At 49.9% G+C, this 24066-nt stretch carries 26 protein-coding genes; all 26 read left to right on the forward strand.

What is annotated here, in order from left to right; all coding sequences use genetic code 11:
• The first annotated feature begins 106 nt into the window (after positions 1 to 106).
• The 26 genes from J3A84_RS08985 (at position 107) to J3A84_RS09110 (ending at position 24006) form a co-directional block, all read left to right on the forward strand.
• Positions 107 to 451: a BMC domain-containing protein gene (locus tag J3A84_RS08985; RefSeq protein ID WP_342590959.1), complete on the forward strand. Its 345-nt coding sequence runs from the start codon at positions 107 to 109 to the stop codon at positions 449 to 451.
• A 20-nt stretch (positions 452 to 471) separates the two neighbouring features.
• The gene (locus tag J3A84_RS08990) at positions 472 to 900 is read left to right on the forward strand and encodes a EutP/PduV family microcompartment system protein (protein WP_242694124.1); all 429 of its coding nucleotides are present in this window, start codon (positions 472 to 474) and stop codon (positions 898 to 900) included.
• Complete coding sequence (locus J3A84_RS08995) at positions 897 to 1469, forward strand: ANTAR domain-containing response regulator (RefSeq protein WP_207599682.1); 573 nt, start codon at positions 897 to 899, stop codon at positions 1467 to 1469. The genes J3A84_RS08990 and J3A84_RS08995 overlap by 4 nt, the downstream gene beginning before the upstream one ends.
• A gap of 11 nt (positions 1470 to 1480) precedes the next feature.
• Positions 1481 to 2887, forward strand: a complete 1407-nt coding sequence (locus tag J3A84_RS09000; RefSeq protein WP_207599683.1) for a sensor histidine kinase — start codon at positions 1481 to 1483, stop codon at positions 2885 to 2887.
• A 149-nt stretch (positions 2888 to 3036) separates the two neighbouring features.
• Complete coding sequence (eutA, locus tag J3A84_RS09005; protein ID WP_207599684.1) at positions 3037 to 4467, forward strand: ethanolamine ammonia-lyase reactivating factor EutA; 1431 nt, start codon at positions 3037 to 3039, stop codon at positions 4465 to 4467.
• 17 nt (positions 4468 to 4484) lie between these two features.
• The gene (locus J3A84_RS09010; protein WP_207599685.1) at positions 4485 to 5849 is read left to right on the forward strand and encodes an ethanolamine ammonia-lyase subunit EutB; all 1365 of its coding nucleotides are present in this window, start codon (positions 4485 to 4487) and stop codon (positions 5847 to 5849) included.
• A 15-nt stretch (positions 5850 to 5864) separates the two neighbouring features.
• Positions 5865 to 6725 carry an ethanolamine ammonia-lyase subunit EutC gene (gene eutC / locus J3A84_RS09015; RefSeq protein ID WP_242694110.1) on the forward strand — a complete coding sequence of 287 codons (861 nt, stop codon included), beginning with the start codon at positions 5865 to 5867 and terminating at the stop codon, positions 6723 to 6725.
• A gap of 22 nt (positions 6726 to 6747) precedes the next feature.
• The gene (eutL, locus tag J3A84_RS09020) at positions 6748 to 7401 is read left to right on the forward strand and encodes an ethanolamine utilization microcompartment protein EutL (RefSeq protein WP_207599686.1); all 654 of its coding nucleotides are present in this window, start codon (positions 6748 to 6750) and stop codon (positions 7399 to 7401) included.
• 21 nt (positions 7402 to 7422) lie between these two features.
• The gene (locus tag J3A84_RS09025) at positions 7423 to 8046 is read left to right on the forward strand and encodes a BMC domain-containing protein (RefSeq protein ID WP_207599687.1); all 624 of its coding nucleotides are present in this window, start codon (positions 7423 to 7425) and stop codon (positions 8044 to 8046) included.
• A complete protein-coding gene (locus J3A84_RS09030) occupies positions 8043 to 9518 on the forward strand; it encodes an acetaldehyde dehydrogenase (acetylating) (protein WP_207599688.1) in 1476 nt (491 codons plus the stop codon). Before J3A84_RS09025 ends, J3A84_RS09030 begins: the two co-directional genes overlap by 4 nt.
• Positions 9519 to 9568: 50 nt before the next feature.
• Positions 9569 to 9856 (forward strand): BMC domain-containing protein, encoded by a 288-nt coding sequence (locus J3A84_RS09035; RefSeq protein WP_207599689.1) that lies wholly within the window; start codon positions 9569 to 9571, stop codon positions 9854 to 9856.
• Between the two features lie 67 nt (positions 9857 to 9923).
• A complete protein-coding gene (locus J3A84_RS09040; protein ID WP_207599690.1) occupies positions 9924 to 10709 on the forward strand; it encodes a hypothetical protein in 786 nt (261 codons plus the stop codon).
• Between the two features lie 30 nt (positions 10710 to 10739).
• Positions 10740 to 11360 carry a hypothetical protein gene (locus tag J3A84_RS09045; RefSeq protein WP_207599691.1) on the forward strand — a complete coding sequence of 207 codons (621 nt, stop codon included), beginning with the start codon at positions 10740 to 10742 and terminating at the stop codon, positions 11358 to 11360.
• A gap of 2 nt (positions 11361 to 11362) precedes the next feature.
• Positions 11363 to 11644 (forward strand): EutN/CcmL family microcompartment protein, encoded by a 282-nt coding sequence (locus tag J3A84_RS09050; RefSeq protein ID WP_207599692.1) that lies wholly within the window; start codon positions 11363 to 11365, stop codon positions 11642 to 11644.
• On the forward strand, positions 11641 to 12978 hold the full coding sequence (locus J3A84_RS09055; RefSeq protein ID WP_207599693.1) for a 4Fe-4S dicluster domain-containing protein: 1338 nt from the start codon (positions 11641 to 11643) through the stop codon (positions 12976 to 12978). Before J3A84_RS09050 ends, J3A84_RS09055 begins: the two co-directional genes overlap by 4 nt.
• Entirely contained in the window at positions 12975 to 13520 is a 546-nt protein-coding gene (locus J3A84_RS09060) for a BMC domain-containing protein (RefSeq protein ID WP_242694112.1), read from the forward strand. Before J3A84_RS09055 ends, J3A84_RS09060 begins: the two co-directional genes overlap by 4 nt.
• Positions 13521 to 13540: 20 nt before the next feature.
• Complete coding sequence (locus tag J3A84_RS09065; protein WP_207599694.1) at positions 13541 to 13837, forward strand: hypothetical protein; 297 nt, start codon at positions 13541 to 13543, stop codon at positions 13835 to 13837.
• 13 nt (positions 13838 to 13850) lie between these two features.
• Positions 13851 to 14969: an ethanolamine utilization protein EutH gene (gene eutH, locus J3A84_RS09070; RefSeq protein WP_207599695.1), complete on the forward strand. Its 1119-nt coding sequence runs from the start codon at positions 13851 to 13853 to the stop codon at positions 14967 to 14969.
• Positions 14970 to 14983: 14 nt separating this feature from the next.
• Positions 14984 to 15436 carry a cupin domain-containing protein gene (locus J3A84_RS09075; RefSeq protein ID WP_207599696.1) on the forward strand — a complete coding sequence of 151 codons (453 nt, stop codon included), beginning with the start codon at positions 14984 to 14986 and terminating at the stop codon, positions 15434 to 15436.
• A gap of 4 nt (positions 15437 to 15440) precedes the next feature.
• Positions 15441 to 16616, forward strand: a complete 1176-nt coding sequence (locus tag J3A84_RS09080) for a 1-propanol dehydrogenase PduQ (RefSeq protein WP_207599697.1) — start codon at positions 15441 to 15443, stop codon at positions 16614 to 16616.
• A gap of 42 nt (positions 16617 to 16658) precedes the next feature.
• A complete protein-coding gene (gene eutJ / locus J3A84_RS09085) occupies positions 16659 to 17489 on the forward strand; it encodes an ethanolamine utilization protein EutJ (protein WP_207599698.1) in 831 nt (276 codons plus the stop codon).
• A 218-nt stretch (positions 17490 to 17707) separates the two neighbouring features.
• Positions 17708 to 18730: an ABC transporter substrate-binding protein gene (locus tag J3A84_RS09090; protein WP_207599699.1), complete on the forward strand. Its 1023-nt coding sequence runs from the start codon at positions 17708 to 17710 to the stop codon at positions 18728 to 18730.
• Positions 18731 to 18790: 60 nt separating this feature from the next.
• Complete coding sequence (locus tag J3A84_RS09095) at positions 18791 to 19864, forward strand: polyamine ABC transporter ATP-binding protein (RefSeq protein WP_207599700.1); 1074 nt, start codon at positions 18791 to 18793, stop codon at positions 19862 to 19864.
• A 1-nt stretch (position 19865) separates the two neighbouring features.
• Positions 19866 to 21542, forward strand: a complete 1677-nt coding sequence (locus J3A84_RS09100) for an ABC transporter permease (RefSeq protein ID WP_207599701.1) — start codon at positions 19866 to 19868, stop codon at positions 21540 to 21542.
• A 34-nt stretch (positions 21543 to 21576) separates the two neighbouring features.
• Positions 21577 to 22995 (forward strand): phosphoglucomutase/phosphomannomutase family protein, encoded by a 1419-nt coding sequence (locus J3A84_RS09105; protein WP_207599702.1) that lies wholly within the window; start codon positions 21577 to 21579, stop codon positions 22993 to 22995.
• 78 nt (positions 22996 to 23073) lie between these two features.
• Entirely contained in the window at positions 23074 to 24006 is a 933-nt protein-coding gene (locus J3A84_RS09110) for a nucleotidyltransferase family protein (protein ID WP_207599703.1), read from the forward strand.
• The last annotated feature ends 60 nt before the right edge of the window (positions 24007 to 24066 follow it).

Consider the following 24066-nt stretch of genomic DNA (forward strand, 5'->3'; position numbering starts at 1 on the left):
ATCCACAACGGAGTGGTGTTATTGAATAGACGAGCAATGGGGCTTCAAGAGATAAACTTTATGTTTTATTTTTTGAGCCATTTTTTATAATGAAGGAGATGACGGGGTGGAGTCTAAAACAAGGATCATACAGGAATTCGTTCCTGGCAAGCAGATCACAATTGCTCATATCATAGCCAATCCCAGACAGGAGATCTACCGTAAAATGGGTCTTGTGGAGGAAAGCTCCGGTGCCATCGGCATTCTGACCATCACGCCTTCGGAAGCATCCATCATTGCCGCGGATGTGGCATCCAAGGCAGCGGGCATCGAAGTGGGATTCATTGACAGGTTCAGTGGAGCACTCCTCATCACAGGAGATGTGTCCAGCGTGGAAGCTTCCATCGTACAGATCGTGGAAGTTTTGACCAACGTCATGGGCTTTACACCATCCCCAATAACGAGGACATAGGAGGCAGCTACGTGAAGAAAATGATGCTTATTGGAAGAACAGACAGCGGGAAGACCACCCTGGCGGATGTTCTTCAGAAAGGGTATTCCGATGCAAGGAAGACCCAGTCCATCGAGAGAATCGGGACGGTGGTGGATACACCGGGGGAATTTGTGGAGAACAGAAGGCTCTACAGAGCACTGCTCATCACTTCCTATGATACGGATGTGGTGGCCATGGTCATGGATGCCACGGAAAATCACACACTCTTTCCACCCAACTTCGCCATCGCATTCAATAGAGAAGTCATCGGTATTGTCACCAAAGTGGATCAGGACGTGTCGACGGACTATGCTGTATCGAGTCTGAAGAAAGCAGGCGCGGAGAAAGTATTCATCGTCAGCGCTGTATCGGGAGAAGGACTGGAAGAACTGAAATCTTATTTAGCATGTGAGGGGGAATCCTGTTGAGACCTAGAATTGTTATCGCGGAAGATGAATCCATCACCAGGATGGATCTGGCGGAAATACTGACAGAAGCAGGCTACCAGGTGGTAGGCCAGGCCGCAGACGGCTTTGATGCCATCGAGATCTGCAAAAGACAGAAACCGGACCTTGTGATCATGGATGTGAAGATGCCGGTGATGGACGGGCTTCAGGCCACGGAAAACATCATGGAGGAGAACCTGGCCGGATGCGTACTGATGCTCACAGCCTACAACGACGGAGAATTCGTCAACAGAGCCAATGACCTGGGCGTCATGGGCTATCTGGTGAAACCCATAGAAGAGAAAACGCTGCTGCCTGCAGTGAAGATCGCACTGAGAAGAAATCAGGAGATGCACGAGTACAGAAACAAAGTCATCGAAGTGGAAAAGAAACTGGAAGAGCGTAAATGCATTGAGCGGGCGAAGGGCATACTGATGAAGAAGGACGGGTTTTCGGAAGAGGAAGCCTATGCGTATCTTAGAAACATCAGCATGAAGAAGCGCTGTAATATGGGTAAGATCGCAGATATGATCATACGCTCCACCGTATAGAGGAGAACATCATGCTGAGAAGTCTCTGTAAGACCCATACACAACTAAATGATGCCGAAATCACCTATCTGGAGACACTGGAAGGATTTCTTCCACTCATCGCGGAAATGGTGGATGCGGATATCTTCATCGACTGCATCACAAGAAATCCCGATGCGGCCATCGTCGTGGCGGAAGCCAACGCCAAGCATTCCATGTATCAGGACACCGTGGTGGGGCAGCTGGCCTACAGGAAAAACGAACCTGCAGCCCTTCGAACCCTTGATATCGGCATTCCCACCTTCGAACTGAAGGCCATCACCCAGGAAGACATCACCGTGAAGCAGAATGTGGTAGCCATCCGGTGGGAAGGAAAGGTCATCGGCGTGCTCATCATGGAAAGAGACGTCACTAGAGACTATGCGGATAAAAGAAACATGCAGATCCTGGCCGAAACGGCTGAGCAGCTGGCTCAGGCGCTGATGGTCCAGAATGCGACCCGAAATAATGCAAATCATATCACAAATTATGTGGCCGATGCCATCCTCATAGCGGACCAGACGGGACACGTGATCTACAGCAATCCCGGAGCACAGAAACTCTATGACTCCCTGGGATACAGAGAATCCATCGTAGGCATGCATTTTGACAATGTGGTGCTGGACAACAGCACACTGAAGGAAATCCGGGACAAGGAGTATCTGGAGATCGATGAAGTGCGCATTGGAAGCCTCACACTCAATATAAAATATTCCATCATGAAGCAGAACAATCAGGAAGTGGGTCTGGTGGTCCATATCCGGGACATCACGGATGTGAAGAACAAGGAAAAGGAGCTGATCCTGAAATCCGTGGCCATCCGGGAGATCCACCACAGAGTGAAGAACAATCTCCAGACCATCGCATCCCTTCTTCGGATCCAATCCCGAAGAATCACCGATGAGAACGCCAAGAAGGCCTTCACCGAAAGCATCAACAGAGTGCTATCCATCGCCGTGACCCATGAGCTTCTGGCTCAGAACGGGGTGGATGATGTGGACATCAAGGATATTCTGACGAATATCGTGAAAGGGGCCATGCTGTTCAGTAACTCCATGCATTTCCAGCTCAACGTGGAAGTGCGGGGCGACAGCGTAAGCATCAATTCCGAGAAAGCCACCTCCATCGCGCTGGTGGTCAACGAACTGGTGCAGAACTGTGTGGAATACGCCTTTGTGGGTCGTACGGAAGGCAATATCTTCATCGACATTGAAAAAGGGGAATACATCTCCACAGTCACCGTTGCCGATGACGGCATCGGATTCCAGACCGATAAGGTGAAGATGGGCAGCCTTGGGCTGAGCATTGTGGAGCAGCTCATCAAGGACAAGCTGAAAGGGGATTTTTCCATTGCCTCCGGCAAGGAAGGAACCAGCATAAGGTTCGACTTTATGCATTAAAATGATTGAAAACTTTCCGTAACCGGAAGGGTTTCTATATATACTTAAATGAAACACAACGGGGTGTTTTACAAGTGGCAATGGAGCCGCGAAAGAGCAAAGTATGCTTTTTTGCGGCTATTTTTTCGCTGAAAAGGGGGGAGCATAATGTGAGAGAAACACTGGTCAGTGTAGGGATTGATGTGGGTACATCCACAACCCAGATCATCTTCTCCGAGATCCAGGTGGAAAACATGGCATCCGGTGCAAGAGTACCTGAATTCACCATCGTGGACAAGAAAGTGATCTACAAAGGGGACATCTATTTTACGCCCCTGGCTTCCAGAACGCAGATAGATGCCGTGAAGCTCAAAGAGATCATCAGTGGGGAATACGAGAAGGCAGGAATTCAGCCCGAAACCGTGGACAGCGGCGCTGTGATCATCACAGGGGAGACGGCGCGAAAGGAGAATGCCAACAAGATCATGAACATGCTTGTAGGTTATGCCGGAGAATTCGTCGTGGCCACAGCTGGACCGGATCTCGAGGGCATACTGGCAGGGAAAGGATGCGGAGCGGCAAAAGCTTCCGACAAGGAAGGAAAGCATGTGGTGAACCTGGACATCGGCGGAGGAACCACCAACATCGCCGTCTTCAAAGACGGAGACCCGGTGGATACGGCGTGCCTGGATATCGGTGGTCGACTCATCTACTTCGATGAGGAGGGAAGACTGGACTACGTATCTGAAAGCATCCTGAAACTGGCAGAGCATAGAGGCATCGACCTCTATGAAGGCATGGTGCGAGACGAAAAGACCCTTTCATCCATCGTGAAAGCCATGGCGGATGTGCTCTATGAATCCGTCACCGTGAAGGTGAATAAGGCACTGGAACTTGTGGTCAGCAGGAAGGGGAAACTTCTGAAGAAGGAAACCCCCATCGAGATGGTAAGCTTCTCCGGAGGTGTATCAGACTACATCTACTTCAACGAAGAGGAAAAGGATGTCTACAGATACGGGGACATCGGCATCCTTCTCGGACGGGCCATCAGAAAGAGATTCGATGAAAGCGCTCTTTCAGTGATGATTCCGGAAGAAACCATCATGGCCACCGTGGTGGGGGCTGGTACCCAGACCATGGAGATCAGCGGAAGCACCATCACATTCACGGGCAATCTATTTCCCATCAAGAACATTCCCATCGTGGCGGTGACGCCCGAAGAGGAAAAATCGGGCAATCTCAAGGAAATCCTGAGAGAAAAACTTTCCTGGTACACCCTGGAAGACGGAAAGCAGTGGATTGCAGTATTCCTGAAAGGCGAGAAGAACATGCCCTACAGGAAAGTGCAGGAACTGGCTTCCATGCTTACGGAGGTTCTGGAAGAGCACTTCAAGGAGGAAGAACCCTTCCTGGTGCTGATAGAAGAGGACTTAGCGAAGGTTTTAGGCCAGAGCATACTGCTCAGCCTGAAGAAGAAGAGAGATGTGATCTGCATCGATGGCATAAGAGTGTCAGGAGGTGACTATATCGATATCGGGAAGCCCATCGGCAACGGATCTGTATTACCCGTCATCATCAAAACTATTGTATTCAATTATTGAAAGAGGTGAAAAAACACATGAATTTGAAAACCAAGTTGTTTGGGACCGTCTATCAGTTCAATTCTGTGAAAGAAGTCCTTGCGAAAGCCAACGAGGAAAAATCAGGGGATCAGCTGGCAGGCATTGCCGCTGAAAACACAACAGAACGTGTGGCTGCGAAAGAAGTTCTTTCCCATATGCTGCTCAGTGACCTGAGAAACAATCCTGTGGTGCCCTATGAGGAAGACGAAGTCACAAGGGTCATCCAGGACAGTGTCAATGAGACCATCTACAATGAGATCAAGAACTGGACTGTGGGAGAGCTGAGAGAATGGCTCTTAAGCTATGAGGCCACACCAAGAAAGATCAGACATGTGAGCAAGGGCCTCACCAGTGAAATGGTCGCCGCAGTCTGCAAGCTCATGAGCAATATGGACCTGATCTATGCAGCCAAGAAGATCAGAGTACCTGCAACCTGCAACACCACCATCGGACTGGACGGAACCTTAAGCATCAGACTCCAGCCCAACCACACCACGGACAATCTGGATGGAATCGCCATTTCCGTCTATGAAGGCTTAAGCTATGGCGCAGGAGATGCGGTCATCGGACTCAATCCCGTAGACGACACCGTGGACAACGTGAAGAGAGTGCTGGAACTGTTCAAGACCATCAAGGACAAGTGGGAAATTCCCACTCAGGCCTGCGTGCTGGCCCATGTGACCACACAGATGGAAGCCATCCGTCAGGGTGCGCCAACGGATCTGATCTTCCAGAGCATCGCCGGTTCGGAGAAGGGGAATGAAGCCTTCGGTATCGATGTGAAGATGCTGGATGAAGCAAGAGAACTGGTACTGAAATACGGTACAAGCCATGGCGAAAACGTCATGTACTTTGAAACCGGACAGGGCGCGGAGCTGTCCTCCGATGCCCACCATGGAGCCGACCAGGTGACCATGGAAGCTAGATGCTACGGTCTTGCCAAAAGATATAAGCCATTCCTGGTCAATACAGTGGTAGGATTCATCGGACCGGAATATCTCTATGACAGCAAACAGGTCATCCGTGCAGGTCTTGAAGATCACTTCATGGGCAAACTGACAGGAATCCCCATGGGCGTCGATGCCTGCTACACCAACCATATGAAAGCGGATCAGAACGACATCGAAAATCTGGCCATCCTTCTGACTTCCGCAGGATGCAACTACTTCATGGGTATCCCCAATGGAGATGACATCATGCTGAACTATCAGTGTACAAGCTATCATGATGCACCAAGCTTAAGAGAACTGATGAACCTGACACCAATCAGGGAATTCGAACAGTGGATGGAAAAAATGGGCATCCTGAAAGACGGCAAGCTGACAGAACGTGCCGGTGACGCATCCATATTCTTGGATTGAAAGGAGGGGGAATAAATGATAACTGATAACGAATTAAAAGTGCTGATCGAGAAAGTCATGAAAGAAATGAACAAGGAAGATGCTCCGAAGGCAGAGTCCAGAAACGACAATGACGGAGAAATCAGAGACATCACGGCGAAGCCCATCCAGGAAGTCTTCTATGTACCGAATCCCAAGAATCGCGACCAGTATCTGAAGCTGAAGAAGAAAACCGCAGCAAGAGTGGGAATCTGGAGAACGGGACCAAGAAACACCACGGAAACGCTCTTGAGATTCCGCGCAGACCACGCAGTGGCTCAGGACGCCGTATTTAGCTATGTGGATGAGGATTTCCTGAAGGAAATGAATCTCTTCACGGTAAAGACCAAGGTCACGGACAAGGATGAATACATCACCCGCCCGGACCTGGGCAGACAATTTGATGAGGAGAACACAAAACTCATCAAGGAGAAATGCAAAGCGAAACCCCGTGTTCAGATCATGGTTGCAGATGGACTCAGTTCCACTGCCATTGAAGCCAATCTGAAGGATATTCTTCCAGCCATCACATCAGGGCTCAAAGGATACGGCATCGATTATGGCACCACATTCTTCGTGAAATACGGCAGAGTAGGGTCCATGGATGCGGTCTCCCAGGCACTGGACGCAGAGCTGACCATTCTTCTCATCGGTGAAAGACCTGGTCTTGCCACAGGAGAGAGCATGAGCTGCTATATGACCTATAAAGGCTATCCAGGCATTCCGGAAGCGAAGAGAACCGTCGTATCCAACATCCATAAGGAGGGTACGCCAGCAGCAGAAGCAGGTGCCCATATCGCATCTGTCATCAAAGTGATACTGGAAAAGAAAATGACCGGTGTAGGTCTGAATCTATAAGGTTAAAGGAGGGAAAACGAAAGTGAAATATGACGCATTGAAACCCAGCATACTCAGTATGAAAATCATTCCTAACGTCAATCCGGATATGGTCACTGAATTCAAACTGCCAGAAGGACACATGAGCCTTGGGCTCTTCACATCAGACTGTGATGATGTTTCCTATACAGCACTGGATGAAGCGACGAAGAAAGCCGATGTGAAGGTGGTTTATGCCAGATCCTTCTATGGTGGTGCAGCCAATGCCAACACAAAGCTCGCCGGTGAAGTCATCGGAATCATTTCCGGACCAAACCCTGCAGAAGTCCGAAGCGGCTTAAATGCCATCGTGGACTTCATCGAGAATGAAGCCAGCTTCTACAGCGCCAATGAAGACGACACCATTGCCTACTATGCCCACACCATTTCAAGGTCCGGTTCCTATCTGTCCGAAGTGGCAGGGATTGCCGAGGGAGAGGCCATCGCCTATCTCATCGCACCACCTCTGGAAGCCATGTATGCACTGGATGCGGCCATGAAAGCCGCAGATGTGAAAATGGCCGCCTTCTACGGACCTCCATCGGAAACGAACTTCGGTGGCGGACTCCTGACAGGAAGTCAGTCAGCATGTAAGGCAGCTTGTGATGCATTTGCTGAGGCCGTCTGCTTCGTGGCTGACCAGCCTACGAAATATTAGTCGCCATAGGATGGTGATGATATGAAAAACAGCGCATTGGGGCTCATCGAGACATACGGATATGTGGGCGCTGTGGAAGCGGCTGATGCAGCCTTAAAAGCAGCGGATGTATCCCTGGTGGATCTTGTGAAAGTACGTGGAGGAATCATGACACTGACCCTCATGGGGGAAGTGGCGGCGGTGAAGGCATCGGTGGATGCCGGAGCGGCTTCCGCCGAAAGGCTGGGGGTTCTGCTCACCTCCCATGTCATAGCAAGGCTGGATGAAGAAGTCTGGTCCATTGTGGAGCCCGAGGGGGATGACCCTGAGGACGATCCGGACCCTTCCGATGAAAAGGAGAAGGAGATGGAGGAAGAGGAGTCGGAAGAAACTGAGCCGTTGACGGGGAAAGAAGCGGAAGAGCAGTCGCCCGATGAACCTTCACCACAGCTGGGGAATGAAGAGCCTACAGAAATGGAAAAGAATCTGCCGAAAGAAGAAGGCTTTTCCAGAGAAACACTGAAGAACCTGAAGGTGGTCGAGCTTCGAAGGATTGCTCGAAAACTTGACGGCATCAACATACCGAAAAATCAGATCAAATTCGCCAATAAAGCCGAACTGATGAGAGAAATCAGCGAGGCCCAGGAAAGGAGGAGTAAAGCATGACAACTTTAGACCGAGATCTGGCCTCCTTGCAGGAAATGAGAGACCTGGTGAGAAAAGCCAAAGCCGCTCAGAAGGAATATAAGAACTGTTCCCAGGAAAAGATCGACCAGGTTGTGAAAGCTCTGGCCATGAGAATGGAAAGAGAGTCTGAGAATCTGGCGAAGCTTGCGGTGGAAGAAACCGGATACGGAAATGTGCCGGACAAGACCGTGAAGAATCTTGTGGCATCGAAACTTCTTTATGAGAGCATCAAGGATATGAAAACGGTGGGATTCATCAATGAGGACGACGAGAAGAAGATCTATGAGATCGGCGTACCAGTCGGTGTCATTGCCGGACTTGTTCCTTCCACCAATCCCACATCCACAGCCATCTATAAAGCCATCATCGCTTTGAAGGCCGGAAATGCCATCGTTTTATCACCCCATCCTGCAGCCAAAGGCTGCATACTGGAATCGGTGAAGGGCATGAGAGCGGTGCTTGTGGAAGAAGGCGTGCCGGAAGATCTCATCGCCTGTATCTCCATACCCACCATGGAAGCCACAGATGGTCTCATGAAGCATGATGATGTGAATCTCATACTGGCCACAGGAGGCTCCGCCATGGTGAAGGCGGCTTACAGCTCAGGCACACCAGCCCTTGGCGTGGGACCCGGAAATGTACCTGTCTTTGTGGAAAGAACTGCGGATCTGCCGCTGGCGGCAAAGCGTATCGTCCAGGGAAAATCCTTCGACAATGGAACCATCTGCGCATCGGAACAGGCACTGGTAGTGGAAGGCGCTGTCTTTGAACCCATGCTGAAGGAACTGAAGAAGCAGGGATGTTACTTCCTGAATGCGGAGGAAAAGGCGCTCATGGACAAACTGGTCCAGAAGCCCCATGGAACTCTGAATACGAGAATTGTAGGAAAATCAGCTGTGGAAATCGCGGCCATGGCAGGCATCAAGGTGCCTGAAGACACCAAGGTGATTCTGGCGGAGGAGAAAGGCGTGGGAAAAGAGTTTCCGTTCTCAAGAGAGAAGCTTTCACCGCTCCTGGCCCTCTATGTGGAACCGGACTGGCAGAGAGCCTGCGAAAAATGCATCGAGATTCTGGAGTACGGCGGAGAAGGACATTCACTGGGGATCCATTCCAACAATGAAAAGATCATCCGTGAATTCGCCCTCAGAAAACCCGCTTCAAGAATTCTCGTGAACACATCCACCACGCATGGCGCCGTCGGTGCCACGACCAATCTCATGCCTGCACTGACCCTGGGCTGTGGAGCCATAGGCGGAAGTGCAACCTCAGACAACATCAATCCCATGCATCTCATCGACATCAGGCGTATGGCCTATGGCGTGAGAGAAGTGGAAGATGTGGTGGATCTAAGTGAAACACTCATCGGAAAAGAAGGACCAGAGGAAAACAGGGATTATGACCTGGAACAGGTTGTAAGAAAGATCCTTTCCGAAATGATCCAGTCCAAATAACAATCTGTAAGCAAACAACAATAATAACAAAATTTTAGGAGGAATAAAAAATGGCTAACACAAACGCATTAGGTATGATCGAAACTAAGGGACTCGTTGGAGCAATCGAAGCAGCAGACGCCATGGTCAAGGCAGCCAACGTCACACTCATCGGCAAGGAACATGTGGGTGGAGGACTTGTAACAGTTCTTGTACGTGGAGATGTAGGCGCAGTCAAGGCAGCTACAGATGCAGGTGCAGCAGCAGCAGAAAGAGTGGGAGAGCTGATTTCCGTTCACGTGATTCCAAGACCACATCAGGAAGTGGAACTGATTCTGCCAAAGAAAGCTGAACTTTAAGACGGGAAAAGGCGCGGACCGCTTCTCAGGCGGTCCGGTAAGTCCACTTAAGTAAGGATGTGAAAAGATGGCAGTACTAACGGAATCTCTGCTTAGATCTAAGTGGAAAAACGAAAAATTTACTGAATATGTGGCCAGAAAAAACGAAGTCATCACTCCATCTGCCCGTGAATTTCTGAAAGAAAAGGGGGTGGAGCTGAAGTTCGGTGAAGCCGCATCTTCAGACGAGGACAGAAAACACGTCCACAGAGTACCCCATCCTGTTCGTGAGAGAGAAGCCACTTCCAATGTGTCCGATGACCCGAAACGCTACAAGAACTACTATACAGACGAGTACTACAGCAAGAAACCGGAGTTCATGACCCAGATCAGGGCCGATCTTCTGGTCTTCAAGGATGATCCGAGGATCATCTTCCGAGGCAGAATCGATTCCCTGGAGGCGGAAATGCTCCGAGGCATGCTTCTCATGAGGCATGAAAAGAACGCGGACCTCTTCAAGGGACTGAAGGACATCTATCTTCACCTGAGAAAGATCATGCGTGCGGAAGTGCTGGGAGAACCCATCAAGAGTTTCAGCGTGCTGGGCAAGGATTATGAGGAGATCAGAAAAATCACCCACAGTCCCAGTGACCATTTCCCGGGAGGGCATCTGGTCATGACTGGAGAGGAAAAGCCTGCCGTGATCCATCTCAATGTGCTCCGAGCAGCCGTGAGAGAAGTGGAGATCGTGGGCGTCACCGCCTTCAAAAACGGGACCGAAGTGGAGAGAAATGATATCATCGAAAGTCTTAACAGACTTTCCAGTGCACTGTATTATCTGATGATGATCGCCCACTATGGAAATGGTCAGTAAAAGAAGAAATCTCATGGAAGGAGGGAGAAGATGCAGATTGAAGTCATCATGAAGAAGGTGCTGGAAGAGATCAGGAAGATGGAAAGCGCAGAGAAAGACCGGGAGAAAATGCTGGTCATCGGGGAAGCGCAGTGCTTCGAGAAAGAACTGAGAAATAGATACGATTCCCGCTATGAACTGGAATTCGCATGCTGTTTCGATGAAGATGTGCAGTTTGATGTACTGCTTCTAGCGGAAATCTCTCCCAATACCCTGCAGAAGCTGGCCATGGGGATGAATCCGAGAGTGGGACCTGTGATGGAAGCGCTCATGAGCGGAAAGGAAGTCCTCTATCTCAGTGAAGGTCTACTTCACCGGAAAATGGCGAAAACCTGTCCGAAGATGCTCTACAGACTCTATGAGGACTCGGTGAAAAAGATCGCCTCCTTCGGCATCCGGCCGGCAGAGACGAGAAACCCCAGAAGAGGGGAAACTCCACCAGCTGGAGCAGCGAAGAAGCGAGGACTCATCGGAGAGAAGGAGATCCTTTCGATGGTGGGGAGCGGAGAAAGAATCCTCTATACAGAAGGAACACCGATCATTACACCACTGGCCAGGGATCTCATGAGAAACCATGGCATCACACTAGAGAAACGGGAAAGGAGGGAATAACCATGCAGACAGCAAGAGTTGTCGGGAACGTGTGGGCAACGAGAAAAGAACCTTCACTGAATGGTTTGAAGCTCCTCATTGTGGAACCGTACGATCCCAATACGGGAGAAAAATCCAAAGCCATCGTGGCAGCGGATGCAGTCGGTGCAGGCATAGGCGAGCTGGTCATCGTGGTCAGCGGAAGCACGGCCAGAAAAGCGCTGAAGAAGGACGACATCGCCGTAGATGCCACCATTGTGGGCATCATCGACGAAGTGGAAGTGGAAGAAGGTGAGAAGGGTTGACTTTTCTTGAAAACATTTATGAGGCAGGCGTCATCGGAGAAGGAGGCGCAGGGTTTCCGACCCATATCAAATATGCGGCCAGTCCCAGGTATCTCCTGATCAACGCAGCCGAATGCGAACCCCTTCTTCATACGGATAAGTACCAGATGGAAATCTTCTACAAGGAGATGCTCGAGGCCATTCAGGAAGCGAAGAACTTTCTGAAGGCGGAGCGGGCGGTCCTTGCTACCAAGAAGAAATATCAGGATCTCATCGCGTTATTCGAACAGGAGATCCGGGATAAAAGCTATGACATCGAGCTGTTCTCCATGGATAATTTCTATCCTGCAGGAGATGAGCAGATCACCATTTACGAAGCCTTTCAGAAAGCGGTTCCGGCAGGGGGAATTCCCCTTCAGGTGGACATCGTGGTATCCAACATCGCCACCATGAAAAGCATCTATGATGCACAGAAAGGGCTGCCCGTGACGGAGAAGTACATCACCGTCACAGGAGAAGTGAAGGAGCCGAAGATCATCAAGGTGCCCATCGGCATCACCATCGCCAAGTGCATAGAAGCTGTGGGTGGAAGCACACTAGATAATTACATGGTCCTCACGGGAGGACCCATGATGGGCAGATTTCTGACCCAGGAAGAAGCGGAAATCGCCGTGGTCCGAAAGACCTCGGGGGGTATCATTCTGATTCCCAAGGATCATGCTCTGGTGGAAAGAGGGAACAAGTCTCTTTTAGCCATCAAGAATGAAACAAGAGCCGCCTGCATCCAGTGCAATTTCTGCACCCAGTATTGTCCCAGATATCTCATCGGACATCCCCTTCACCCCCATAAGATCATGCGAGCCTTCGGCGTGAATGATGTCTATGATGAGAAATTTGCGGAAGCGGCCCTATGCTGCGAATGCGGCATATGCGAACTTTTCGCCTGTCCCATGAACATTTCTCCTCGAATCGTCAACAGTTTCCTGAAAAAGGAACTGAGAAAAAACGGCATCAAGGTGGAATTTCAGACCGGACCGGCACTTCCTGAAAGAGAAAACAGATACGTGCCCATAGACAGGCTCTTATCCAGACTCGATATCAGGAAATACTATGACAGGGGAAAACCTTCCTACATGGAAGTGACCACGGACAAGGTGACCATTCCGCTGGGGCAGCATATCGGGAAACCCGCCACTGCCTGCGTAGCGGTGGGAGACTTCGTCACGAAGGGACAGGTCATAGGAGAAATAGAAATGAAAGACATGGGGGCACGTGTCCATGCGTCCATCACAGGTAGAGTAACCCATGTGGACCATGCGGTGACCATAGAATCCGAAAGGAGGGAAGAAGCTTGAAAACCATAGGAATGCTGGAATTCACCAGTATATGCAGAGGCATCGAGGCGGCAGATACCATGATCAAAGCCGGAGATGTGGAACTTGTCACAGCAAAGACCGCCTGTCCGGGCAAATACATGATCATCGTCACCGGCGATGTGGGCGCTGTGAAGGCATCCGTTGCAGCCGGGGAAGAAGTGGGTAAGCACTATATTGTGGACAGACTGGTTCTTGCCAATGCGCATCCTCAGACCATACGAAGCGTACAGGGTGTAAATGATGTGAAATTCTTTGATGCACTCGGCGTCATGGAGTTCTACTCACTGACCAGTGCCGTATGCGCGGCTGACGCTGCCGTGAAGTCCGGTCTTATAGAACTCATCGAGATCAGACTGGGCATGGCCATCGGTGGAAAAGCTTTCGTCACGCTCACAGGAGATGTGGGATCCGTCAAGGCAGCCATAGATGCCGGAAGGAGGGCTTCCATGAAGGAAGGACTGCTTCTTGAGTCTGTGGTGATTCCATCCCCAAACAAAGAACTGTATGACAAATTACTGTAGGAGACAAGGAGGTCTTTGAAATGAGCAGGACCCTCATTACCAGACAGAACTACAGGGAATTTTTGGCCCCCGATGGGAAATCCGTAAACATATGCAGCGGAATGATCCTTACACCGGGTGCAAAAGACTTTCTGAGAGAACAGCAGATCAGAATCATTTATGAGGATCAGAAGAAGGAAGAACCGGGCAGAAAATGTTCAGAGGAAGTGAAAGACTGTCCGCTGACAGACCGGGTCTACCGGATGATGAAAGAGGAATTTGGCACTGACGACCGTAACCTGGCACAGAAAATCGCGCGATTGATTACAATTGAATAGGGGGGAATAACAAATGCAAATCAACGACATTATCATCTATATCATGGTCATATTCATGGCTTTGGGGGCACTGGATAAAGTCATCGGCAACAAATTCGGACTCGGAGAAAAGTTTGATGAAGGTATCATGGCCATGGGTACACTGGCCGTAGCCATGATCGGTGTCATCTCCATTGCACCGGTCCTTGCGAAGATTCTCGGGCCGGTCATCGAGCCTGTGTATGCATTCCTGGGGGCGGACCCCGCCATGTTTGCCACCACACTGCTGGCCAATGACATGGGCGGATATCCTTTGGCCATGGAACTGGCGAAGACCCAGGAAGCTGGACTTTTCGCCGGACTCATCGTCGGCGCCATGATGGGACCCACCATCGTATTCACCATTCCGGTAGCCCTTGGAATCATCAAGAAAGAAGATCATCCATACCTGGCTAAAGGTGTCCTTGCCGGTATCATCACCATTCCCATCGGATCCTTTGTCGGTGGTCTGGTTGCAGGATTCAGCTTCGGTATGGTCGTAGCCAACCTGGTACCCATCATCATCGTGGCAGCGCTCATCGCAGTGGGGCTCTGGAAGATTCCGGATAAGATGATCCGTGGCTTCAACCGATTCGGTCAAGGCGTTGTCATCGTCATCACCCTGTCCACGGCAGCAATCATCATAGAAACATTGACAGGCGTTGTGGTCATTCCAGGCATGGCCCCTGTATGGGACGGTATCGAAATCGTCGGAGCCATCGCCATCACCCTTGCGGGAGCATTCCCTATGGTCTATGTGATCACGAAGGTTTTCAAGAAGCCCCTCATGGCAGCAGGCAGACTCCTCGGCATGGGCGATGTGGCCGCTGCCGGTATGGTAGCGACTCTTGCCAACAACATTCCGATGTTCGGCATGATGAAGGACATGGACAATCGTGGTAAGGTCATCAACACGGCCTTCGCCGTCAGCGCAGCTTTCGTTTTCGGGGATCATCTGGGCTTCACCGCCGGTGTAAACCGTGAAATGATCTTCCCCATGGTGGTCGGTAAACTTGTAGGTGGTGTCACAGCCGTGGCTCTGGCTATGCTGATCACGCCAAAGAACACCGCTGCGGATATACCTGTACCTGAAGAAGAAACAGCTGAAGTTTAGAAAGAAGGGATACTATGCAGATCAATCAGGAGAAACTGGAAGAGATTATCCGCAGAGTGCTTCTGGAAGAGATGGGTGGCGCAAAGCCACCCATAGAGAAGCATGTGGAGAAGAAAAGCGGCGTTCTGGTGGTCAAGGGGAAAACCGTGAAGCCGGAGCCCTTTGACACAGGAAAACCCGGTACAAAGGTTTTTCTGTCTGACATCATGACGCTTAAGGAAAGTCCTCGTCTCATGGCGGGCATCATGGAAATGGATGAATCCAGTTTTCCGTGGACCCTGGAGTATGACGAAGTGGACTACATCATAGACGGCGTGCTGGAAATCAAGATCAACGATTCTGTGGTGAGAGGAGAAGCAGGAGACATCATCTTCATTCCGAAAGGATCCTCCATTTCCTTCGTATCACCAGGAAAGTCAAGATTTCTTTATGTAACATATCCTGCCGACTGGGCAGAACAGGAGTAGAATCATGAGCAGGTATGAATTTCAGATCAAACCGAATATATGGTACGGGAAATACAGCCTGCGTAAGCTTTATAACGTTCCTTTCAGAAAGGTTTGTATAGTCACGGACAAGTCCATGGTGGAGCTTGGCATGCTGAAACCCGTCATCAGTATTCTGAACGATCTTAACATATCCTACAGAATATTTGATGAGGTGGAACCGGATCCTTCCCTGGAGACGATTCTAAGCGGCCTTTCGCACATACTGGTGACGAAGCCTGACCTCCTAATAGCCGTTGGTGGCGGATCTGTCATTGATGCGGCCAAAGCGATCATCTTCTTCTGCCTCAGGGTGAAGGAAGAAGTCATTAAGCCCGATAAGATCGTGAAGCCGTTTTTCGTGGCAGTTCCGACTACCAGTGGGACAGGGTCGGAAGTGACCTCCTATTCCGTGATCACGGACAGGGAAAACAACCTGAAAATCCCGCTGAAGGACAAGAGAATGCTGCCGGATGTGGCGGTGCTGGATCCGGTTTTCACCTCTACACTGCCGAAGAAGGTCATCGCCAATGCGGGGATCGATGTGATGACCCATGCGGTGGAAGCTTATGTATCCCGTGAACATCACGAGATGTCTGACTTCTATGCACTGGAGGCGGCAAGCAAGGTTTCCGTGCATCTTCGAAGGATGTATGATGATATATCAGACGATGAGGCGCGGATGGAGATGCACATGGCATCCTGCTATGCAGGCATCGCTTTCGAGAACAGCGGTCTGGGACTCAATCACGGCATGGCCCATGCTCTGGGAGCGAAATTCAGGCTTCCCCATGGACTGGCCAATGCCCTGCTGATGCCCCATATCATCCGATACAACAAAAGCGAACCCATCTACGGCGTTGAAGCGGAAAAGCGATATGCCAGTATGGCGGAAGCCATGAGAACTTCAGAAGGCATGGCAAAAGGGTGGGAAGACAGTCTCATCAATGAGCTGAAAAGCCTCATGAAGCATGTGGAACTGCCGGAGTCCATCAGGGACTGCGGCGTTGAGGAAAAGGAATTCATGGAGGCGCTGCCGGACATGGTGAAAAAGGCCATGAATGATTTCACCACGGGAAGCAATCCAAGAAAAGCGACGCCGGAAGATATTGTGAAAATCTATATCAGTGCCTATTACGGAACAGAGGACATCCCTTACTAATGGAAAGAGAAGAATGCAGACGAGCCACGCAGGAGGAATAACATGAGCAAGAGACTGAGCGCAGCCAATGAACGGATCAGGGAACTGGAAAAGGTTCTGAAGGAAACGAATCTGCCGGAGAAAAATGAAAAAGTGAGACTGGGTGTGGATTTGGGAACAGCCTATATCGTTCTGGTAGCGCTCGGAGAAGACGATCGGCCTCTGGCGCTGGAGCTGGAATATGCGGAGGTTGTGCGAGACGGGCTTGTGGTGGATTTCATGGGTGCAAGGTCCATTGTGTCCAGACTGAAGAGGAAACTGGAGGAGAGACTGGATCTCGAGCTCACGGAAGCATCCATTGCCGTACCACCCGGAACCCAGCCTGGAGACCAGAAAACCCATAAATATGTGGTGGAAGGTGCTGGGCTTGATGTGACGGAAATCCTTGATGAACCAACAGCAGCCAACGGCGTGCTGGGCATCACCGATGGAGCCATTGTGGATATCGGTGGGGGAACCACCGGAATCTCCATACTCCAAAACGGAAAGGTGGTCTATGTGGCGGACGAAGCCACGGGCGGTACTCATCTCAGCCTGGTTCTGGCAGGGCATTTCAGGATTCCCTTCGGAGAAGCGGAGAACATGAAGAAAGACCCGAAGAAGCAGAATGAAATCATGGGTCTTGTGAGACCTGTGGTGGAAAAGATGGCCAGCATCGTGAAGAAACATATCGAAGGATATGATGTCCACGATATCTACCTGGTGGGTGGAACCTGCTGCCTCGTGGGCATCGAGAAAGTATTCGAAGATGCCTTAGGGATTCCAGTGAGTAAGCCCAAGAATCCGTTTCTTGTGACCCCTCTGGGGATTGCAAAAGGGTCGGAAAAATCATAACAATACAAGCGTATATTGAATGGGAGAGGGACTGGTGAAGATCAGTCTCTTTTTCTTCGGATGGATTCTCTAATCTGGATATTGCCTGAACCGAAAGAGAAAAACGGAAGAGGGTTTTCGGAGAAGTGCTGAATAATGAACAAAAGTGCAGAATATTACATTGTTAAAGGTTTACAATGCCTTTACAATGAATTTATACCACATCATAGGAGGGAAATATGAAAAAGAAAATTAGTCTTTTACTTGTTGCTATGCTGGCTGTCACCGCTCTTGCAGGATGCGGAAATCAGGCGGACGGAGAAGAACAGGGAGATGGAAGCGTTGTGGTCTATTCACCACATAATGCGGAAGAAATCAATCCCATCATTAATGAGTTTACTGAAAGAACGGGAATCAGAGTAGATGTTGTGGCTGCCGGTACCGGAGAACTTCTTGCCAGAGTGGAAGCAGAAAGCGAAAATCCTCTTGGAGACGTCATGTGGGGAGGCGGAGCAGAATCCCTGGATTCCTTCAAGGACTATTTCGAAAGCTACACCATCGAAGAAGATGATAAGATTCCAGAAATGTTCAAGGATCCGGACAGAAAATGGTATGGATTCAGTGCACTGCCTATGGTCATCATCTACAACAACAAACTGGTATCTGAAGAAGAAGCACCAAAGTCATGGGAAGACCTTACCGATCCTAAGTGGAAAGGAAAGATCGCCTTTGCGGATCCAGCAAAATCAGGTTCCTCCTACACCATTCTGGCCACTATGCTGGAAGCGTTCAAGGATGATGGAGACGACGGCTGGAACACCATCAAGGCATTTGTCGACAATCTGGATAACAAGATTCTCGGAAGTTCCTCAGGAACCTACAAGGGTGTCTCCGATGGAGAGTATGCTGTAGGACTGACCCTGGAAAAAGCGGCTTCCAGATACATCATCGCAGGAAGCGACATGACAATCGTTTATCCTGAAGAAGGAACTTCTGCAGCACCAGACGGAATCGCCATGATCAAGGGTGCGAAGAATGAAGAGAACGCGAAGAAATTCATCGAGTTCACCTTCTCCAAGGAAGTACAGGATCTGGCTGCCAAAGACTTCAGCTGGAGATCCACCAGAACCGATGCCAACAATCCAGAAGGCTTAGGACCCATCGATGACATCAACCTCCTTGAGTATGATTTCAAGTGGGCAGCGGAAAACAAAGAACCCGTTCTGGACAGATGGAAGAACATCGTCACAGGACAGGAATAAAAGAAGAATAAACAGAATAGGGCAAGAAAACTTGCCCTTTCTTTTAATTTGGAGGTAAATGTGAGTAATTCAGTGACTTTTACAAATATAGAAAAATACTATGGAGATTTCCATGCAGTGAAGAATGCGAACTTCACGGTGAGTGAAGGGGAGTTCTTCACGCTCCTTGGCCCCTCAGGCTGCGGGAAGACGACGCTTCTCAGAATGATCGCAGGATTCAACTCCATTGAAGGAGGCACCATTTCCTTCGGAGAAAAAGTGATCAATTCCATCCCGGCACATAAAAGAAACATCGGTATGGTCTTTCAGAATTATGCGATCTTTCCCCATATGACCGTATTCAACAATGTGGCCTATGGACTGAAAGCAAGAAAGATCGATAAAAAGACAGCGGAAGAGCGTGTGCTGAAGGCGCTGCGACTGGTGAAGATGGAAGAGTATAAAGACAGAGAACCTTCCAAGCTTTCCGGTGGTCAGCAGCAGAGAATCGCCCTTGCCAGAGCCATCGTCATCGAACCCGATGTGCTCCTCATGGATGAGCCCCTGTCCAATCTGGATGCGAAGCTGAGACTGGAGATGCGAACCATCATCAAGAAGCTTCAGAGAGAACTGGGCATCACTACCATCTATGTGACCCACGACCAGGAAGAAGCTCTGGCCATATCAGACCGCATAGCGGTGATGAAGGCTGGCGTGATCCAGCAGATTGATGTGCCGGAAAAAATCTACAAACATCCGGCCAATGAATTCGTTGCGGGATTCATCGGCACCAGCAACTTCCTCCATGGCGTAGCTAGAAAAGAGGGAAGCTTAACCGTCATCTCCACACCTCAGGGAGATCTTCCACTGGAGCGGGATCTGGGTTATGAAGGGGAAGTGGTCGTTTCTCTGAGACCGGAAGAGGGAGAACTCACAAGAGAAGAGAATGTGATGGGACTTAAGGGGAGAATCACACTGGCCACGTTCCTGGGGGATTTCATGAACTATGAAATTGAACTGGAAGAAGACAAGATGATTGAAATCAATGAATACACCAAGGACGGAAAGACGCTGAGAAACATAGGAGAAGAGGTTGTAGTCAAGGTGAGTCCAAGATTCATAAGGGTCTACAGCAAAGAAGGGATGGTGATCTGACATGGCCACGAAACAGCAGAAGAAAAGGAAGTTTGATTTCAGGAACAGCCTGAACTTCTGGAATTACGTCTCCGTGGGCAGCTTCATCCTGCTCTTCATTTTCCTGATCTATCCCTTCTCCTCCCTGTTCCTGGAGAGCATGAAGACCAGTGAAGGGGCATTCAGTCTGAAAACCTACTTCAACTTCTTCAGACTGCCATACTACTTCAACACCCTGAAGAACAGCTTCATCGTCTGCACCCTGGCGACGATTTTCTCTGTACTGGTGGGACTGCCCATGGCATACATCACAAGCAGATTCCATGTGCCAGGGAAGAAATTCATTAACCTCATGGTCATTCTGTCGCTGTTGTCTCCACCATTCATCGGTGCTTATGCATGGATCATCCTGCTGGGAAGAAACGGTCTTGTGACCAATATCCTCGCGGCCATAGGCATCACGGCACCCACCATCTACGGACTGGGCGGAATCATTTTCATCTTCACACTGAAATTCTTTCCGTATGTGTACCTCTACGCTTCAGGCGCTTTGTCGAGCATTGATGCTTCGCTGGAAGAAGCAGGAGAGAATCTGGGCATGTCCTCCTTTAAAAGAATCATGACCATCACCTTTCCGCTGATCCTTCCCACCATCACCTCCGCAGCCCTTCTGGTGTTCATGACATCTCTTGCGGATTTCGGTACGCCGATGCTCATCGGAGAAGGATTCAAGACTCTTCCTGTAGTGGTCTACGACGAGTTCATGTCGGAACTGGGTGGAAATGCGGCCATGGCCAGCACGCTCAGTGTCATCATCGTGATGTTCTCTCTTTCCGTTCTTTTCATACAGAAGAAAGTGGTGGAAAAGAGAAGTTATATGATGAGTTCCCTGAGACCACCGGAAGTGAAGGAACTGCCAAAGGGAAAGAAGTTCCTGGCGACCCTGTTCTGCTACAGCGTAGTGCTACTGGCCATGGTCCAGCAGATCGTTGTCATCACCACCTCCTTCATGAAGACCAGAGGACCGATTTTCCTCAAGGAATTCAGTCTGGAGAACTACAACCTTGTGCTGAACAGATTGTCCCTTAATATCCGAAATACCTTCGTGTTTGCTGTCATCGCCCTTACAGTGATGATCGTCCTGGGTATTCTCATCGCCTACATCATCGTCAGAAGACGATCGAAATTCAACAATATGCTGGATACATTGATCATGTTCCCTTATGTCATACCGGGTTCTGTACTGGGTATCACCCTACTGGTGGCATTCAACAAGCAGCCGATGGTGCTGAGTGGAACGGCGGCCATCATCATCATTGCCTATATCATAAGAAAAATACCCTACACCGTGCGTTCCAGTGCCTCCATCCTCTACCAGATTGATCCGAGTATTGAGGAAGCTTCCATCAACCTCGGCGTATCCCCCATGAAGACCTTCTTCAAGGTCACTGCCGTCATGATGGCCCCTGGCGTGTTTTCCGGTGCGATTCTAAGCTGGATCACAACCATCAATGAGCTGAGCTCAACGGTCATACTCTATACGGGAAGAACGTCCACCATATCCGTGGCCGTCTATACGGAAGTGGTCCGAGCAAGCTTTGGTACTGCAGCGGCGCTGGCCTCCATCCTGACCTTGACCACCATCATTTCCATCATCGTGTTCAATAGAGTATCCGGTGGCAGGACCATATCACTATAACAGAAGCAGAGACTAGTAAAGGCAGGTGAAACCTATGATCAGATTCGGAACAGGTGGCTGGAGAGCCATCATCGGAGATGAATTCATCAGAACCAACATCGTCATCGTGGCGCAGGCTCTGGCACTGCTCATGAAGAGAGAGAAAGTGGCGGACCATGGCATCGTCATCGGATATGATAAGAGATTTCTGTCCGACAAGGCAAGCAGATGGATCGCCGAAGTATTTGCCGGCAACGGCATCGCAGTGAATTTCATCGAGAAAGTCAGTCCCACACCACTCATCATGTATACCGTGAAATCCTTCGCCTGTGATTATGGAATGGCTGTGACAGCCAGCCATAATCCGGCAGACTACAACGGTATCAAGATCTTCACCAAAGGCGGCAAGGATGCGGATCTTTCTGTAACGGGAAAGCTGGAAGACCTGGCCAATGGACTGACTCAGGAAGACATTCGGACCATTCCATTTGAAGAAGGGGTCCGTCGGGGCATCATCAGGCGGGTGAGCCCGTTCAATGATTATGTGGATACCATCATCTCCATGATCAATGTGGAGAAAATCAGAAACAGCGAGCTGAAGGTGCTAGTGGATCCCATGTACGGGGTCAGCAAGGCAGCCCTTCAGACTGTACTCATAACGGTCCGCTGCGAGGTGGATGTGATAAACGATCGCCATGACACAAGTTTTGGTGGCAGAATGCCTTCTCCCACCAAAGAGACTCTGGGTAAGCTCAGTGACATGGTAAGAGAAGGAAACTATGACGTGGGCATCGGTACAGATGGAGATGCCGACCGGCTGGGCATCATCGATGAGGAAGGCACCTACGTCACCAGCAACGACATCATGAGTCTTCTCTACTACTACCTTCTGGAATACAAGAACTGGAAAGGACCCGTGGTCAGAAACCTCTCCACCACCCATCTGCTGGACAAGATCGCAGTGGATTACGGACAGATCTGTTATGAAGTGCCTGTAGGTTTCAAGCATATCAGCAGCAAAATGATTGAATCCGGTGCCATCCTGGGAGGCGAAAGCAGTGGCGGACTGACCATCAAAGGACATATCAAGGGGAAAGACGGAATTTTTGCAGCTGCGCTCCTGGTGGAGATGATCAGTGTCACAGGCAAAAGAATCCGGGAAATGCTGACCCTGCTCCATGATAAATACGGAACCTTCTACATGCAGGAAGAGAATCTGGCACTGACAGCGGAAAAGGAAGCAGACCTCAAGAAGAGGCTCTTCGAAAACAGGGAGCTGCCGGTTGAAATGGATCCCATCGAGCGGGTCTCCTATGAGGATGGCCTGAAGATCTATTATGAAAACGGCGGATGGCTGGTGGCTCGTTTCTCCGGAACCGAAAAGCTGCTGCGTGTGTTTGCAGAAATGACCACCAGAAAAGAGGCCAGACGAGTGATAGATCACTTCCTGGATCATTTTGATATTTCCGAGTAGGGATGAGGCATCGATAGATCGGTGCCTTTCCTGCAGGACGAGAACCCAAGTACGTAAGCTGTTGAAGGAGGGAATGTTTTGATTGAAAACAAGCAGGAAAGAAACCAGGAGGAAGAAGAGGTAACCCTAATCTTTCTGGCAGCCGGCATGGGCAGAAGATTCGGCGGCAACAAGCAGCTGGCTGAGCTGGGCCCTCATGGACAGAGCCTCATGGCCTACAGTGCCTATGATGCGGTGAAGGCAGGATACAGGAGGATTCTGTTCATTCTGAGGGAAGATATGGTGGAGGAGTTCATGGATACCCTTGGGAAGAATCTCATGAGACATATAGAAATCGGCATCGTGATTCAGGACAAGAACATGATCCCAGGAGCAATCACGCTACCCATGGAGAGAGAGAAGCCTTTAGGCACAGGACATGCCCTCTACTGCGCAAGAAAAGAGATCAGGGGCCCTTTTGTGATTCTCAATGCAGATGATCTCTATGGAAGGACAGTGCTGAAGGATCTCCTGGAGGCTCTGCGCGGAAAAGAGGATATGGTCATTCCAGGATATAAAGTGCTAAAAACATTGTCTCATCAGGGAAAGGTCTCCAGAGGAATCCTTGAGATCAATGCACAGAATGAGCTGGTATCCATCCGGGAAGAGGAAAGAATCTGGGCTGAAAATCATGAAGTCTATTGTGAGAAAGACCAGGAAGTAAAGCGAATCTCGGAGGATACCCTGGTCTCCATGAACATCTGGGGTGCACAGGGGAATGTGCTGTGGGGGCTGGAGACGGTGTTTCAAGATTTTCTGAAAGAAGAGGGGAGAAATCTCCTGACCGACGAGTTCTACCTTCCAGAGGCTATGGATGCCCTGAGAAAGCTTCACGGCATCAGGCTCAGAGTCATAGAAGCCCGGGATGAGTGGATGGGAATGACCTACCAGGAGGACTTGAAGGATATCAGAAGGAAACTCCAGGAGAAAATCAGGGAAGGCATCTATCCGGACTCTCTATTCGGAGAATAAAGGAAGATGAACAGTTTCATCCATGGGCCTCATATACTATAATAAAAAGATGGAAGAAAA

Origin of the sequence: Proteiniclasticum aestuarii, from assembly GCF_017368455.1 — a bacterium.
In the GTDB taxonomy this organism is placed as follows: domain Bacteria; phylum Bacillota; class Clostridia; order Clostridiales; family Clostridiaceae; genus Proteiniclasticum; species Proteiniclasticum aestuarii.

What these genes read in the sequence shown, in the direction of transcription:
- J3A84_RS08990 (WP_242694124.1), top strand. Translation starts at nt 472, where the DNA reads ATGATGCTTATTGGAAGAACAGACAGCGGGAAGACCACCCTGGCGGAT.
- J3A84_RS09000 (WP_207599683.1), top strand. Translation starts at nt 1,481, where the DNA reads ATGCTGAGAAGTCTCTGTAAGACCCATACACAACTAAATGATGCCGAA.
- J3A84_RS09010 (WP_207599685.1), top strand. Translation starts at nt 4,485, where the DNA reads ATGAATTTGAAAACCAAGTTGTTTGGGACCGTCTATCAGTTCAATTCT.
- eutC (WP_242694110.1), top strand. Translation starts at nt 5,865, where the DNA reads ATGATAACTGATAACGAATTAAAAGTGCTGATCGAGAAAGTCATGAAA.
- J3A84_RS09025 (WP_207599687.1), top strand. Translation starts at nt 7,423, where the DNA reads ATGAAAAACAGCGCATTGGGGCTCATCGAGACATACGGATATGTGGGC.
- J3A84_RS09030 (WP_207599688.1), top strand. Translation starts at nt 8,043, where the DNA reads ATGACAACTTTAGACCGAGATCTGGCCTCCTTGCAGGAAATGAGAGAC.
- J3A84_RS09035 (WP_207599689.1), top strand. Translation starts at nt 9,569, where the DNA reads ATGGCTAACACAAACGCATTAGGTATGATCGAAACTAAGGGACTCGTT.
- J3A84_RS09040 (WP_207599690.1), top strand. Translation starts at nt 9,924, where the DNA reads ATGGCAGTACTAACGGAATCTCTGCTTAGATCTAAGTGGAAAAACGAA.
- J3A84_RS09045 (WP_207599691.1), top strand. Translation starts at nt 10,740, where the DNA reads ATGCAGATTGAAGTCATCATGAAGAAGGTGCTGGAAGAGATCAGGAAG.
- J3A84_RS09050 (WP_207599692.1), top strand. Translation starts at nt 11,363, where the DNA reads ATGCAGACAGCAAGAGTTGTCGGGAACGTGTGGGCAACGAGAAAAGAA.
- J3A84_RS09065 (WP_207599694.1), top strand. Translation starts at nt 13,541, where the DNA reads ATGAGCAGGACCCTCATTACCAGACAGAACTACAGGGAATTTTTGGCC.
- eutH (WP_207599695.1), top strand. Translation starts at nt 13,851, where the DNA reads ATGCAAATCAACGACATTATCATCTATATCATGGTCATATTCATGGCT.
- J3A84_RS09075 (WP_207599696.1), top strand. Translation starts at nt 14,984, where the DNA reads ATGCAGATCAATCAGGAGAAACTGGAAGAGATTATCCGCAGAGTGCTT.
- J3A84_RS09080 (WP_207599697.1), top strand. Translation starts at nt 15,441, where the DNA reads ATGAGCAGGTATGAATTTCAGATCAAACCGAATATATGGTACGGGAAA.
- eutJ (WP_207599698.1), top strand. Translation starts at nt 16,659, where the DNA reads ATGAGCAAGAGACTGAGCGCAGCCAATGAACGGATCAGGGAACTGGAA.
- J3A84_RS09090 (WP_207599699.1), top strand. Translation starts at nt 17,708, where the DNA reads ATGAAAAAGAAAATTAGTCTTTTACTTGTTGCTATGCTGGCTGTCACC.
- J3A84_RS09100 (WP_207599701.1), top strand. Translation starts at nt 19,866, where the DNA reads ATGGCCACGAAACAGCAGAAGAAAAGGAAGTTTGATTTCAGGAACAGC.
- J3A84_RS09105 (WP_207599702.1), top strand. Translation starts at nt 21,577, where the DNA reads ATGATCAGATTCGGAACAGGTGGCTGGAGAGCCATCATCGGAGATGAA.